At 63.2% G+C, this 11,899-nt stretch carries 12 protein-coding genes and 1 pseudogene; 4 read left to right on the top strand and 9 right to left on the bottom strand.

From position 1 onward, the window contains the following. Positions 1–22: 22 nt before the first annotated feature. A complete protein-coding gene (locus ACWGTO_RS10800; RefSeq protein WP_454574838.1) occupies positions 23–1,351 on the bottom strand; it encodes an aminotransferase class III-fold pyridoxal phosphate-dependent enzyme in 1,329 nt (442 codons plus the stop codon). A 254-nt stretch (positions 1,352–1,605) separates the two neighbouring features. On the opposite strand from ACWGTO_RS10800, the gene ACWGTO_RS10795 reads away from it, so the two are divergent. Further along, the gene (locus ACWGTO_RS10795) at positions 1,606–2,235 is read left to right on the top strand and encodes a TetR family transcriptional regulator C-terminal domain-containing protein (RefSeq protein ID WP_454574943.1); all 630 of its coding nucleotides are present in this window, start codon (positions 1,606–1,608) and stop codon (positions 2,233–2,235) included. An 11-nt stretch (positions 2,236–2,246) separates the two neighbouring features. Here ACWGTO_RS10795 and ACWGTO_RS10790 read toward each other — a convergent pair whose 3' ends face one another. Next, entirely contained in the window at positions 2,247–3,119 is an 873-nt protein-coding gene (locus tag ACWGTO_RS10790; protein WP_454574942.1) for a helix-turn-helix transcriptional regulator, read from the bottom strand. Between the two features lie 103 nt (positions 3,120–3,222). Here ACWGTO_RS10790 and ACWGTO_RS10785 point away from each other — a divergent pair. Together ACWGTO_RS10785 and ACWGTO_RS10780 are read left to right on the top strand one after the other, a co-directional pair. Next, a pseudogene (locus ACWGTO_RS10785) lies at positions 3,223–4,062 on the top strand (SDR family oxidoreductase). Further along, positions 4,059–4,778, top strand: a complete 720-nt coding sequence (locus ACWGTO_RS10780; RefSeq protein ID WP_454574837.1) for an SDR family oxidoreductase — start codon at positions 4,059–4,061, stop codon at positions 4,776–4,778. The pseudogene ACWGTO_RS10785 and the gene ACWGTO_RS10780 overlap by 4 nt, the downstream one beginning before the upstream one ends. 45 nt (positions 4,779–4,823) lie before the next feature. On the opposite strand, the gene ACWGTO_RS10775 is transcribed toward ACWGTO_RS10780, so the two are convergent. From ACWGTO_RS10775 to ACWGTO_RS10750, 6 genes are all read right to left on the bottom strand, one after another. After that, positions 4,824–5,282, bottom strand: a complete 459-nt coding sequence (locus ACWGTO_RS10775; RefSeq protein ID WP_454574836.1) for a carboxymuconolactone decarboxylase family protein — start codon at positions 5,280–5,282, stop codon at positions 4,824–4,826. Between the two features lie 45 nt (positions 5,283–5,327). Continuing rightward, positions 5,328–5,831, bottom strand: coding sequence for an RrF2 family transcriptional regulator (locus ACWGTO_RS10770; RefSeq protein ID WP_454574835.1), 504 nt, complete (start codon positions 5,829–5,831; stop codon positions 5,328–5,330). A 111-nt stretch (positions 5,832–5,942) separates the two neighbouring features. Beyond that, positions 5,943–7,256, bottom strand: a complete 1,314-nt coding sequence (gene preA / locus ACWGTO_RS10765; RefSeq protein ID WP_454574834.1) for an NAD-dependent dihydropyrimidine dehydrogenase subunit PreA — start codon at positions 7,254–7,256, stop codon at positions 5,943–5,945. Between the two features lie 12 nt (positions 7,257–7,268). Then, positions 7,269–8,111 carry a class I SAM-dependent methyltransferase gene (locus tag ACWGTO_RS10760; RefSeq protein WP_454574833.1) on the bottom strand — a complete coding sequence of 281 codons (843 nt, stop codon included), beginning with the start codon at positions 8,109–8,111 and terminating at the stop codon, positions 7,269–7,271. A gap of 5 nt (positions 8,112–8,116) precedes the next feature. Continuing rightward, entirely contained in the window at positions 8,117–9,472 is a 1,356-nt protein-coding gene (locus tag ACWGTO_RS10755) for an NAD(P)-dependent oxidoreductase (protein WP_454574832.1), read from the bottom strand. A gap of 136 nt (positions 9,473–9,608) precedes the next feature. Then, complete coding sequence (locus ACWGTO_RS10750) at positions 9,609–10,325, bottom strand: gamma-glutamylcyclotransferase (protein WP_454574831.1); 717 nt, start codon at positions 10,323–10,325, stop codon at positions 9,609–9,611. A 194-nt stretch (positions 10,326–10,519) separates the two neighbouring features. On the opposite strand from ACWGTO_RS10750, the gene ACWGTO_RS10745 reads away from it, so the two are divergent. Beyond that, positions 10,520–11,296, top strand: a complete 777-nt coding sequence (locus tag ACWGTO_RS10745) for a VOC family protein (protein ID WP_454574830.1) — start codon at positions 10,520–10,522, stop codon at positions 11,294–11,296. Positions 11,297–11,359: 63 nt separating this feature from the next. Here ACWGTO_RS10745 and ACWGTO_RS10740 read toward each other — a convergent pair whose 3' ends face one another. Next, a complete protein-coding gene (locus ACWGTO_RS10740; protein ID WP_454574829.1) occupies positions 11,360–11,848 on the bottom strand; it encodes a hypothetical protein in 489 nt (162 codons plus the stop codon). Between the last annotated feature and the right edge of the window lie 51 nt (positions 11,849–11,899).

Below are 11,899 nucleotides of genomic sequence, written 5' to 3'. Positions count from 1 at the left end.
CCCGCCCAGATAAAAAGCCAGCTTAGTCTATCGCCCTCAGCACTTCACGCACATGGTCGATCAATTCGTTGATCTGGCCCTTGGTGATGATCAGCGGCGGCGACAGCGCGATGATGTCGCCGGTGGTGCGGATCAGGGCGCCGCGCTCGAACGCCTTGACGAAGGCAGAGAAGGCCCGCTTGGTCGGGCTGCCGGCGATCGGCGCCAGTTCGATCGCGCCGATCAGGCCGATGTTCCTGATGTCGATGACATGCGGTTCGCCCTTGAGCGAATGCAGCGCATCTTCCCAGTAAGGCGCGAGTTCCTCGCCACGGGTGAGCAGGCTCTCTTCCTTGTAGGTGTCGAGCGTGCCGAGTGCGGCCGCACACGCGATCGGATTGCCCGAATAGGTATAGCCGTGGAAGAACTCGATCATGTGCTCGGGGCCGGTCATGAAGGCGTCGTGAATCTCCTTCTTGACGAACACCGCGCCCATCGGGATGACGCCGTTGGAAACGCCCTTGGCGGTGGTCATGATGTCGGGTGTGACGCCGAAATAGTCGGCGGCGAACGGCGCACCGAGGCGGCCGAACCCGGTGATGACCTCGTCGAAGATCAGCAGGATGCCGTGCTTGGTGCAGATTTCGCGCAGCTTCTGCAGATAGCCCTTCGGCGGCAGGATGACGCCGGTGGAACCGGCGACCGGCTCGACGATGACGGCGGCGATGGTCGAGGCGTCATGCAGCGTAACGATGCGCTCCAGCTCGTTGGCAAGCTCCGCGCCATATTCCGGCACGCCCTTGGAGAAGGCGTTCTTCTCCGGCAGATGCGTATGCGGCATATGGTCGACGCCGCCGAGCAGCGTCCCGAACATCTTGCGGTTGCTGACGATGCCGCCGACCGAAATGCCGCCGAAATTGACGCCGTGATAGCCGCGCTCGCGGCCGATCAGGCGGGTGCGCGCTCCCTCGCCCCGCACGCGATGATAGGCGATCGCCATCTTCAGCGCGGTATCGACCGATTCCGATCCGGAATTGGTGAAGAAGACATGGTCCATGCCCTTGGGCGCGATGTCTACCAGGCGGTTGGCCAGTTCGAACACGATCGGATGGCCCATCTGGAAGGCCGGCGCATAGTCGAGCTCGGCGGCCTGATGCTGGATTGCTTCGGTGATCTTCGGCCGGCAGTGGCCGGCATTGACGCACCAGAGGCCGGCGGTGCCGTCGAGCACCTTGCGGCCGTCGCTGGTGGTGTAGTGCATGTCCTTGGCGGACACGAACATGCGTGGCGCCTGCTTGAACTGCCGGTTTGCCGTGAATGGCATCCAGAATGCGCTGAGATCGTTCGGCGTGACTTTCAGCCGGTTGGACATGACCAAGACTTCCCCTTGTAACCTGTTTCGGTGCGGCTAACGCTTGGTCTTTCCAACGCTTGGTCTTTGCTGCGTTTTCATGCTACGCAAATTTTGACCGATTGGACAAACGTTAGCACCGCGCTGTCGGCGGTCAAGGGATTACTAGCGGAAATGCGGCCTCCGAAGTGCGCTCCACGGCTCAGGGAAAAACTGGTCCAGAGAATTGGTCCAGATGATCCGCGCGGCCAAGGCCTGGCCGTATGACCGACGCCATGGAAGGCTCCGCTCCTCGCCGCACCCGCATCCAGCAGGAAAAGCGCGAACTGATCCTGGAAGCGGCGCTCGAAGTCTTCTCCACCAACGGCTTTCGCGGCTCGACCATCGACCAGATCGCCGAAGCCGCGGGGATGTCGAAGCCGAACCTGCTCTATTATTTCCGCCGCAAGGAAGACATTCACGAGACGCTGATGGAGCGGCTGCTGGCGACCTGGCTGGCGCCGCTCAGGGAACTCGACGATATCGGCGATCCCCTGACCGAGCTCCGGAGCTACATCAGGCGCAAGCTCGAAATGGCGCGCGATTTTCCCAGGGAAAGCCGGCTGTTCGCCAACGAGATCCTGCAAGGCGCGCCGCGCATCATGCCACTTTTGGAAGGCGAGCTGAAAACGCTGGTTGACGAGAAGGCCAATGTCATCAAGGGCTGGATGCGCGCCGGCAAGATCGCCCGCACCGATCCTTGGCACCTGATCTTCTCGATCTGGGCAACAACGCAGCATTACGCCGATTTCGACGTCCAGGTCCGTGCCGTGCTCGGCCCCGACCGCGGCGGCGACGGCCGCTTCGAGGACGCGGCGCGCTTTCTCGAACAGCTGTTTATCGACGGATTGAAGCCGAAGGGCTGAGGCGCCAACGATCAGGCGCTGCGCAGCTCTTGTGGCTGCGCTTTCAGCAGTTCTTCCAGCTTGGCGATCGAATTCTGTTCGGCCAGCGGCGTGTAGACGATCAGCTTCATGTCCGAGCCGTCATCGATCGACAGGCTCATATGCTCGAACGCCATGGCGCCGGCGATCGGATGGCGCAGATACTTCTTGCCGGACAGACGATGCACCACATCGCGCTGCGGCCACCACTCACGGAACTCCGGGCTTGAGCGCATCATCAGCGCGATCAGCCGTTCGAAATCGGGATCGCCGGTATATTTCGCGCTCTCGGCGCGAAACGCGGCAAGGGTCGCGCGCGCCAGCTGTTCCCAGTCGACCAGCAAATGACGCCGGTGCGGATCGGTGAACACGCCATGGAGGATGTTGCGGGCGTCGCCCTCCAACAGCCCGTAATCGCCGAAAATGGCGACCGCCCCGGCATTCCAGGCCAGCACATCCCAGCGCGGCCCGACAATATAGGCCGGCTGCAGGACCAGGCTTTGCAGCATGTGCAGCAAAGGGCCTTCGACCTTGACCGGGGTAATGCGCCGCCGCTCCGGCTGCTGGCGGCCGGCCAGCGTGAACAAATGCCGCTTCTCGGCGGCGTCGAGCCACAAGGCCTCGCTGAGCGCCGTCAACACCTCCACCGAAGGCCGCACATCCCTGCCCTGTTCCAGCCAGGTGTACCAGGTGGTGCCGACGCCAGCGACCATCGCCACCTCTTCGCGTCTCAGGCCGGGCGTGCGCCGCCTGGCGCCGGCCGCAATGCCGGTGGCCGACGGCGAAAGCCTTTCACGGCGCGAACGCAGAAAGGCACCGAGCTCACGCCGGCGGCTGTCTTCGGGTGATGGTACGGAAACGTCCATGAGGCTCAATATAGCAGTATCGATACCAGGATAAAGTTTGAACTGTTTGCGGCGCGCAAAGCGCCCCATCTTGGCAGGCAGAGCGAACATGGAGGCTCCCGATATGGACGTGAAAGACAAGACAATCCTTATCACCGGCTCGACCGACGGCGTCGGCCGCGTCGTCGCGCAAAGGCTGGGTGGAGCCGGCGCGCGCGTCCTGGTGCATGGCCGCGATGCGCCGCGCGGCAAGTCAACCGTCGCCGAAATGGAAGCTGCCGGCGGCAAGGCCGAGTTTCTCGCCGCCGACCTCGCTTCGCTGGCCGAGGTCCACCGCCTTGCCGAAGCCGTGCGTGCCAGCACCGAGCGGCTCGATATCCTCATCAACAATGCCGGCATCGGCACCGCCGGCGCCAAGCGGCAGCTCAGCGCCGATGGCTTCGAACTGCGCTTTGCCGTCAACTATCTCGCCGGCTTCCTGCTGACATCGGAACTGTCGCCGTTGCTCAAGGCGAGTTCGCCGGCGCGCATCGTCAATGTCGCCTCGGCCGGCTAGCAGGCGCTCGATTTCAGCGATGTCATGCTGAGCCATGGCTATGACGGCGTGCGCGCCTATTGCCAGAGCAAGCTGGCGCAGATCCTGTTCACCATCGATCTGGCAGAGCAGTTGAAAGGCAGCGGCGTCACCGTCAACGCCCTGCATCCCGCGAGTTACATGGACACCACCATGGTCCGACAGGCCGGCGTGACACCTTGGAGTTCGGTCGAGACCGGTGCCGAGGCCATTCTCAACCTTGCGACATCGCCCGCGCTGGAGGGCTGCAGCGGCCTCTATTTCGACGGCCAAAAAGAATCCCGCGCCGACGCGCAAGCCTATGACGCGAAGGCACGGCAGCAACTGCGAGCTCTAAGCCTCGACCTCGTCGGCCAGGCTTCCCCAAAAACGAAGGAACAGGATTCATGAGCAAGATCGAACACGCAGTCATCATCGGCGGCTCCTCCGGCATCGGGCTGGCGACGGCGCGCAAGCTGCTTGGTCCGGGCATGAAGGTGACCATCACCGGGCGCAATGAGGAAAAGCTGACGAGCGCCTGGAAGAGCCTCGGCGGCGCGGCCGAGAAGGCTGCCTTCGATGCTTCGAAGCCGGACGAAGTCCGCGCGTTCTTCGAGCGCCTCGGACCTTTCGATCACCTCGTGCTCGCCGCCAGCGGCGGCAAGGGGCTTGGCCCTTTCGAAAGCCTCGACCTTGCCGACATCGCCGGCGGCGTTGACGAAAAGGTGCGGCCGCAGCTGTCATGCCTGCAGGCAGCCTTGCCGACCCTCAACAGATCGGGATCGGTCACCTTCATATCGGCGGTGTCGGCACAATTGTCGGCGCCCGGCGTCGCCGGCATCGCCGCCGTCAACGGCATGCTGCTGACTGTCGTGCCGATCCTCGCCGTCGAGCTGAAGCCGCTGCGCGTCAACGTCGTGGCGCCCGGCGTCATCGATACGCCATGGTGGGATTTTCTGCCCAATGACCAGCGGCAGGCGGTATTCCGCGAATATGCCGGCAAGACCCCTGTCGGCAGGATCGGCCACGCCGAAGACGTCGCCGGCGCAATCGCCTTCCTGGTTTCCAACGGTTTCATGACCGGCCAGGTGCTGACCTGCGACGGGGGCCTGCGCTACGCAGCCTGAACAATGAGGGCGCGCGGACCTTTCATCCGCGCGCAGCGCGTCCGATCACGCAGCCTTGGCAGCCGGCATCGGGTGAATGGCGTGGAAGGGGATGCAGAGCCGGTTCCAGGTGTTGATCATGCCGATCGCAACGGACAGCTTGACCAACTCCTCGTCCGAGAAATGCGCGAGCGTGCGGGCATAGAGTTCGTCCGACACGCTATTGTTGGCGATCAGGGTCGTGGCCTCGGTCCAGGCAAAGGCGGCACGTTCGCGCTCGGAAAACAGCGGCGAATCCTTCCAGGCCGAAACCAGATAGAGCCGTGTCTCGGTCTCGCCGTCGCGCCGCGCCTCGCGGCTGTGCATCTCCACGCAGTAGGAGCAGCCATTGATCTGCGACGCCCTGAGCTTGACCAGATGCAGCAAGCCCACCTCAAGCCCGCAGTCGTCGACCGCCTTGTTGAGCGCCGACACCGCCTTCATGATCTCGGGCGCCTTGGCGAAGAATTCCAGTCTCTGTTTCATCATCTTTCCTTTCACATCTGTCTGGTGGGTTTGATTTCGCTTGGTCTAAGCGGATTTCTGCGGCCGCTGATGGCGCGCTACAAAGGCACAGCTGCCGGCAATCGAACGCGGATCGCCTTCGGCTTGATAATCAGCCACGATGTCGGACAACCGGGTTTCCGCCAGAGCCGCGCGATAGGCGCGCTCGGCCTTCAGCATCGCGGCATTGATGCCGCAGGGCTTCACATAGGCCGAAGCATCGATCTTGACCGGGCCGCGCTGGCGGATCTCGCCGCAGCGGAAAGCAGGCTCACGGCCTTCGATGGCCAGCACGATGTCGAGCAGCGTAATGCGCTCGGCCGGCCGCGCCAGCCGGTAGCCGCCCGACGGGCCGGGCACCGATTCCAGGATGCGCTCTGCGGTCAGCATGTTGAGATGCTTCAGCAGATAACTCGGCGACAGCCCAAAGGACTCCGCCAAAGCAGCTCCCGGCATGGTGCTGTTGCCCTCCACGCTGGCCAGCGTGGCCGCGCAATGGATGGCCGCTTCAACGCCCTCGCCCAGCTTCATGGGTGCGATCTCCTATTCATGGATATTTTATATCGTGGATAAGTTTTATCTGCAATAGGAAAATGAAAAAATGGCGCCCGAAGGCGCCGCTTTTTCTCATCAATGCGTTCCCTATTCCGCGGCCACCTTCGCCATCGGGTTGTTGGGATGCGTCGTCCAGTTGGCGTAGACCGGCGATACCGGCTTGCCGGTGCGCTGATCCATCACGCCGGCGGCCAGCGGCTCCATGGTGATGCAGTTCTCCACCGGGCAGACATTGACGCACAGATTGCAGCCGACGCATTCGGCCTCGATGACCTCAAAGTGCCTCTTGCCGTCGACCATGTTGGTGATCGCCTGGTGCGAGGTGTCCTCGCAGGCGATGTGACAGCGGCCGCATTTGATGCAGGCATCCTGGTCGATATGCGCCTTGGCGACATAGTTGAGGTTGAGATACTGCCAGTCGGTGACGTTGGGCGTGGCGCGGCCGATAATGTCGTCGAGCGTCGCATGGCCCTTCTCGTCCATCCAGTTTTCCAGACCGGCGATCATCTCCTGTACGATCTTGAAACCGTAGGTCATCGCCGCGGTGCACACCTGCACATTGCCAGCGCCGAGCGCCATGAATTCGGCAGCGTCGCGCCAGGTGGTGATGCCGCCAATGCCGGAGATCGGCAGGCCGCGGGTTTCGGCATCGCGTGCAATCTCGGCCACCATGTTCATGGCGATCGGCTTCACCGCCGGGCCGCAATAGCCGCCATGCGAACCCTTGCCGTCGATGGTCGGCTGCGGCGCGAAACTGTCGAGATCGACGCCGGTGATCGAGTTGATGGTGTTGATCAGCGATACCGCGTCGGTACCGCCGGCAAGGGCGGCGCGTGCCGGCTTGCGCACATCGGTGATATTGGGCGTCAGCTTGGTGATGACAGGCATGCGGGTGTTCTGCTTGCACCAGCGCACCACCATTTCGATATATTCCGGCACCTGGCCGACAGCCGCGCCCATGCCGCGTTCGGACATGCCGTGCGGGCAGCCGAAATTGAGCTCGATGCCGTCGGCTTCGGTCTCCTCGACCACCGGCAGGATCGCCTTCCAGGCGTCCTCGACGCAAGGCACCATCAGCGAGACGACGATGGCGCGGTCGGGCCAATCCTTCTTGACCTGCTTGATCTCGCGCAGGTTGACCTGCAGGTCGCGGTCGGTGATGAGCTCGATATTGTTGAGGCCGAGCAGGCGGCGGTCCGCGCCCCAGATCGCGCCATAGCGCGGGCCGTTGACGTTGACCACCGGCGGGCCTTCCTCGCCCAGCGTCTTCCAGACCACACCGCCCCAGCCCGCCTTGAAGGCGCGGATGACATTGTAGGCCTTGTCGGTGGGCGGCGCCGAGGCCAGCCAGAACGGATTGGGCGATTTGATGCCGACGAAATTGTTGCGGATGTCAGCCATGACAGGTCCCTTTCAACCGAGACGAAGAAGCAGTTCGACGGGTGCGAGAATGCCGCCTTCAAGCGCGGCGGTGAGATTGGCGATCTTGGTCCGCGCGTTCTCGCCCATGATAAGATTGACCCCGGGCGGCGGTTTTTTGCCTTCCGCCTGCGCCGCAGCCATGCGCGCTCGTATCGTGGCGAAGAATTCGATGGCAAAGGCGCCGCGTGGGCGCTCGGCGGCTACGGAGAACCCTGCAGCCGCGGCAGCCGAGCGATAATCGTCGGGCGTGGCGACGAAGGACATGCTCTCGTCGGATGCCCATGGCAGCGGATAGGTCAGCGTGCCCGACTTCAGCCGCATCACATCGTAGACGGCAAAGACGCCGCCCGACTTGAGCACGCGTGCGGCCTCGCTCATCAGCTTCGCCTTGTCGGGAAGATTCATGCCGACATGCAGGATCATGGCCGTATCAAAGCTTTTGTTGCCGAACGGCATGTCCAGCGCGCTGCCCTGCACGAACCGGACTTTGTCGGCCATTCCCACCCGCTTCGACAGGCTGGTCGCGATGTCGACATAGCTTTGCGTCAGATCAATGCCGGTGACATCGGCGCCGGCATTGTTGGCGGCAAAGCGGGCTGGGCCACCCACGCCGGAACCAATGTCGAGCAGCCTGGCCCCCGGCTTCAACCCCATCTGGCCGATGAGTTCCCGGGTGGCAGCGATACCGCCAATGTGGAATTCGTCGACCGCTTCGAGATCGCCAGCGCGCAGATGGGCAATGTCCACGCCGGTATCGGCGAGCACGGCAAGAATGTGCTGCTCAAGATCCGATACGTCGTAGTGACGGGCGATGCCCGATTCCACCGAGGCCATGATCTCTATCCCTGCGTCAGACTCCTGTTGATGCTCTCCGCCGCATCGCGGCCTTGCGCGACGGCCGAGACCGTCAAATCGTCGCCGCCAAAAATGCAATCACCGCCGGCCCAGACATTGGCGAGTGAAGTGCGCCCTTCCGCGTCCACCTTGATGCGGCCAGCTTCGAGTTCGATCGACGCGCCGCTGCCGTTGAGTGCGGCCGGCACAAAGCTCTGGCCGATCGCCTTGAACACCTGGTCGGCGGCGAGCGTCAGCGTCTCGCCAGTGCCGGCAAGCCTGTCGCCGTTCATTGTTGTGTATTCGAGTTCGATACCCGACACCTTGCCACCTTCGGCAATGACCCGCTTCGGCTGCAGCCAGTGGCGGATGGTGACGCCGTTGGCGGCGGCCAGATCCTGTTCGAATTCGGAGGCGTTCATGTGCTCCTGGCCGCGCCGGTAGCAGATCGTCACCTCTTCGGCGCCGAGCAACTTCGACTGCACCGCCGCATCGATCGCCGTCATGCCGCCGCCGATGACGACAACGCGCCGGCCGACCGGCAGGCTCGCGAGATCGCTGGCCTGGCGCAGTTCGGCGATGAACTCGACCGCATTGGCGACGCCGTCGGCATCCTCGCCATCGGCACGCAGCGCGTTGACGCCGCCATGCCCCATGCCGAGGAAGACGGCATCGTAATTCCGGATCAGGTCGGACAGCTGATAGTCGCGGCCGAGCGCCTTGCCGTTCTGGATGTCGATGCCGCCGACAGCGGTAACGTAGTCGACCTCGGCCTGGGCAAAATTGTCGATGCTCTTGTAGGCGGCTATGCCATATTCGTTGAGGCCGCCGGCCTTTGGACGGGCTTCGAGAATGGTCACCTCATGGCCATGGCGGGCGAGCCGGTGCGCGGCGGCAAGGCCGGCCGGTCCTGCGCCGACGACGGCGACCGACTTGCCGGTCGATTCCGCGCGCGGATAAAACTGCTTGTGCTCGGCCATGGCGACATCGGTGGCGTAGCGCTGCAGGCGGCCGATCTGCACCGGCTTGCCTTCCGCCACCTCGCGCACGCAAACCTCTTCGCACAGCGTCTCGGTCGGACAGACGCGGGCGCACATGCCGCCCAGAATGTTCTGGTCGAAGATCGTCTTGGCCGAACCGATCGGGTTGCCGGTCGAGATCTGGCGGATGAACAGCGGAATGTCGATCGAGGTCGGGCATGCGTTCATGCACGGCGCGTCGTAGCAGAAATAGCAGCGGTCGGATTCGACCAGCGCCTCGTGATGATCGAGCGGCGGATGCAGGTCGGAAAAATTCTCGGCATACTGGTCGGCCGGGAGCCGTCCGCCGGCGATACCGTCCTTGAACTGGCCTTCTGGCATCGTCAGTTCCCCATGTTTTCGTTTTGGGGAAGGCTAGCACGTTTTATTTTTTTATCAATTGGTCAATTTTCGGCGCAAGGCTCTGAAAAGTTTCGATAATAACATGATTTTTTTACTCATGTTATGGGTTTTCACCTCAGCTTGCAGGCGAAAAGCCGGAGCCTGGAATGCCATCATAGATCGACCGGATCTCGTCGGCGACCAGTTGCTGCAGCCGCCACAGATTGCGGTCGCGGATGCCGAATTCCTCGAGGTGGCTGACGGTGTTGTAGAGATATTCCGCACCCGAGCCGACATGGCCGCAGGCCCGCGCCAGCACCTGCGCGACCCGGTCCAGCGGCTGCCCGAGCGACGTTCCCCTGCCGGTCACGCCGACCCAGAAGCCGAGCGCCCGCACCATCCCTTGCGCCGTGCGCACCGGAACCCACCGGACTGAGCTGACACTCTCGTGGTCGTCGATCTCGCGCCGCAACAGCCTTTCGATCTGCTCAGGCTTGTCGCCCTCGGGTAGGCGATAGATGACGCCATCGCATCGACCGCCGCGTTCGAGCGCCATCATCAGCCCCGGCTGCGCGACGCTGCCGCGCCAGCGCACTATGTCGAGGCAAAACGAGCGATGCCAGCCGAACGCCGTGGCGCGCTGGCGCTCGACGGAATCGAAAGCCGGCTTCCAGATCAGCGAGCCATAGGCGAACACCCACAGCGGCCCCGCATCGGCTTCGTCGGAGAGCTGCAAGGCAAGCGTGCGGAAGTCCTCGTCGGTGAGCTGCGTCCAGCTGCCGTCGGGGCCGGGATCGGCCTCCTCGCGATGGCACAGTGACACAAGCTCAGGCGTGAGCGACATACGGCGCATGAAACGACTACCCCTCGTTCGCCCAAGGAAAGTCGAAAACCGCCGCACGTGCAAGCCGCCGGGTGGGGCGAAATGCGGAACGATGTGTCAACGCAGCCGTTGAATTTACTCCGGTTCGCTGTCGGGTGCGCGTCACCGAAATCGTCCTAAGATGGATCGGACAATCATCGATGCATGAAGGTGAGGAGACCAAAATGACAAAATTCCCAATGCCCTTCTTCTGGTACGAGCTGATGACCACCGACCTCGATGCGGCGCAAGCGTTCTACACAACCGTCGTCGGCTGGCGGGCCGAACCCTTCGACAAGGCGCCCGGCATGCCGCGCTACATCGTGATGAACTCCGCCGAGAGAGGCGTCGGCGGGCTGATGACCATACCCGAGGACGCCGCCAAAATGGGCATGAAGCCGGCCTGGCTCGGCTATATCCACACCAGGGATACCGATGCCTCGACCAAGGCGCTGAAGGACGCCGGCGGGGCCGTCCACCGCGAACCCGACGACATTCCCGGCGTCGGCCGTTTCTCCGTCGTCGCCGACCCGCAAGGCGCTGCCTTCATGTTCCTGCAGCCCAATGGGCCTGACCAGCCCGTCCTGCCGTCTACCACATCCGGCCATGTCGGCTGGCATGAGCTCTATGCAGCGGACCGGCAGAAGGCCTTCGATTTCTATTCCAGCCAGTTCGGCTGGACCGATGCTGGCAGCATGGACATCGGCGAGATGGGCATCTATCAGACCTTCTCGGCCGGCCCGGAATCGGGCGGCGGCATCATGAACAAGCCGCAGCAGCTTCCGGTGCCGGTGTGGCTGTTCTATTTCAATGTCGACGCCATCGACGCCGCCGCCAAGCGCGTCACCGACAATGGCGGCAAGATCGTCATGGGTCCGATGCCGGTGCCGACCGGCCAATGGATCGCTCAGTTCACCGATCCGCAAGGCGCCTATTTCGCCCTCATTGCGCCGGGACGCTGATCCGGCTGACAGGCATGAACCGAACAGTTCTCATCGCGCCGTCCGGCGCGATAAGAGAGAACGTCATTCCGGCGCCAGCACCGCGACCTTGATGGTCTGTTCCTTGGCGCCGCTGATCTGGATCGAGGCCAGCCCCGCCGGCAGCTTGAAACGCACGCTCTTGCGGATGCCGGGGCAGGTTTTGACCCCGCTAAAGCCTGCCGACTTGATTGCATGGTCGCCCTGGATGACGTCGATCCAGGCTTCGCCGGAGAGGCTTATCTGCAGCTCGCCTTCAGGCGGCACGGTCACATTTGCTGTCGCGCCGAACGTCCCTGCTGCCGGCGCGCGTTCCGGAGGCAAGGTGAAGGCGACCTCATCCACCGCTTCCAGTGTGAAGTCGACCGCGTGGCCGACCGCCAAGGCAGCGCCGGACTGCGCGGCGGGTGCTGCCGCAAACAGTGTCTGCTCTCGCGTAACTGGCCATTTGAAGGCATCGCAGCCGGCGTCCTGAGCCATGGCGACGCTGGTGCCTGCAATGATTGCGAAGAGGCTGATGGCGAATGTTTTCATGATGCGTGAACCACCCGTTGGAACACCGCCATCGATACAACCCCAAGGATA

It is taken from the genome of Mesorhizobium sp. PL10, assembly GCF_053714315.1.
This window is presented reverse-complemented; position numbering and strand designations above follow the sequence as displayed.

Bases quoted from the DNA above. Each gene is read 5' to 3' on its own strand.
- ACWGTO_RS10775 (WP_454574836.1), bottom strand. From the start codon at position 5,282: ATGAAACAGAGACTGGAATTCTTCGCCAAGGCGCCCGAGATCATGAAG.
- ACWGTO_RS10755 (WP_454574832.1), bottom strand. From the start codon at position 9,472: ATGCCAGAAGGCCAGTTCAAGGACGGTATCGCCGGCGGACGGCTCCCG.
- ACWGTO_RS10780 (WP_454574837.1), top strand. From the start codon at position 4,059: ATGAGCAAGATCGAACACGCAGTCATCATCGGCGGCTCCTCCGGCATC.
- ACWGTO_RS10795 (WP_454574943.1), top strand. From the start codon at position 1,606: ATGGAAGGCTCCGCTCCTCGCCGCACCCGCATCCAGCAGGAAAAGCGC.
- ACWGTO_RS10800 (WP_454574838.1), bottom strand. From the start codon at position 1,351: ATGTCCAACCGGCTGAAAGTCACGCCGAACGATCTCAGCGCATTCTGG.
- ACWGTO_RS10740 (WP_454574829.1), bottom strand. From the start codon at position 11,848: ATGAAAACATTCGCCATCAGCCTCTTCGCAATCATTGCAGGCACCAGC.
- ACWGTO_RS10745 (WP_454574830.1), top strand. From the start codon at position 10,520: ATGACAAAATTCCCAATGCCCTTCTTCTGGTACGAGCTGATGACCACC.
- ACWGTO_RS10760 (WP_454574833.1), bottom strand. From the start codon at position 8,111: ATGGCCTCGGTGGAATCGGGCATCGCCCGTCACTACGACGTATCGGAT.
- ACWGTO_RS10750 (WP_454574831.1), bottom strand. From the start codon at position 10,325: ATGCGCCGTATGTCGCTCACGCCTGAGCTTGTGTCACTGTGCCATCGC.
- preA (WP_454574834.1), bottom strand. From the start codon at position 7,256: ATGGCTGACATCCGCAACAATTTCGTCGGCATCAAATCGCCCAATCCG.
- ACWGTO_RS10790 (WP_454574942.1), bottom strand. From the start codon at position 3,119: ATGGACGTTTCCGTACCATCACCCGAAGACAGCCGCCGGCGTGAGCTC.
- ACWGTO_RS10770 (WP_454574835.1), bottom strand. From the start codon at position 5,831: ATGAAGCTGGGCGAGGGCGTTGAAGCGGCCATCCATTGCGCGGCCACG.